Below are 714 nucleotides of genomic sequence, written 5' to 3' on the forward strand. Positions count from 1 at the left end.
ACCCGGCCCGCCCATTCCGCTCGGCTCCGTCCACGTTCGCGCTGGCCGCGCGGCAGGATCTCGATGGGCAGGTCGCCTGCCGCCTTCGCACCGCGGTCTCCGGACGAGCGGGCGGGGGCGGAGCCAGGCTCGGCGGAGCCAACGGTGGGGGCGAGAACCTCGACCTCGGCGCTGCCGGGCTCCGGCAGGGCCGTCCTGGCGGGTGGGCCCGGCTTGTTCGCCGGATCCGGTTTGCGCGGCCGCACCTTCAGGTTCCGCCCTTCGACCGGTTCCTGACGGTCGTTGACCGTGGGACGTCCAAGGTTCGGGGGCTCCGCGAACGCCGACGGCGCCGACAGGAGCCCGGCGGGCATCACCACCGCCATCACGATCGCGGTCATGCGCGGGAACCGGCGCGATCCCAGCACCAGCGCCCTGCCGCGGCGGCGGCCAGAAGCCCTACGGCGAGCGTTCACGACGTCCTCCATCGCGCCGGCCCCGGCACGGGCCGGATCGAAGAATCAGCGAGTCAGGGACAAGGGAGATGAACCGGTGGGCGGGCCACGCGGGAGCCGAGCCGCCGGCGGCGGACCGGAGGGCGGCGGGTCACGGGCCGGCGTCGGTTGGTATGTCGTCGTTGATGGCCAGGCGGGCGATCTGTTCCGGGGTCAAGGCGCCCTGGTACACCCAGATGTCGTCGAGGGCGTCGGGCCAGAACTCCGTACCGTTGCCGTC

1 pseudogene is annotated in these 714 nt (G+C 73.5%); it reads right to left on the reverse strand.

Going from position 1 to position 714, the window contains the following annotated elements:
* Positions 1-455 (reverse strand): annotated as a pseudogene (locus E1264_RS42860) (hypothetical protein); the annotation flags it as partial.
* Between the last annotated feature and the right edge of the window lie 259 nt (positions 456-714).

It is taken from the genome of Actinomadura sp. KC216 (assembly GCF_004348535.1).
Taxonomy (GTDB): Bacteria; Actinomycetota; Actinomycetes; order Streptosporangiales; family Streptosporangiaceae; genus Spirillospora.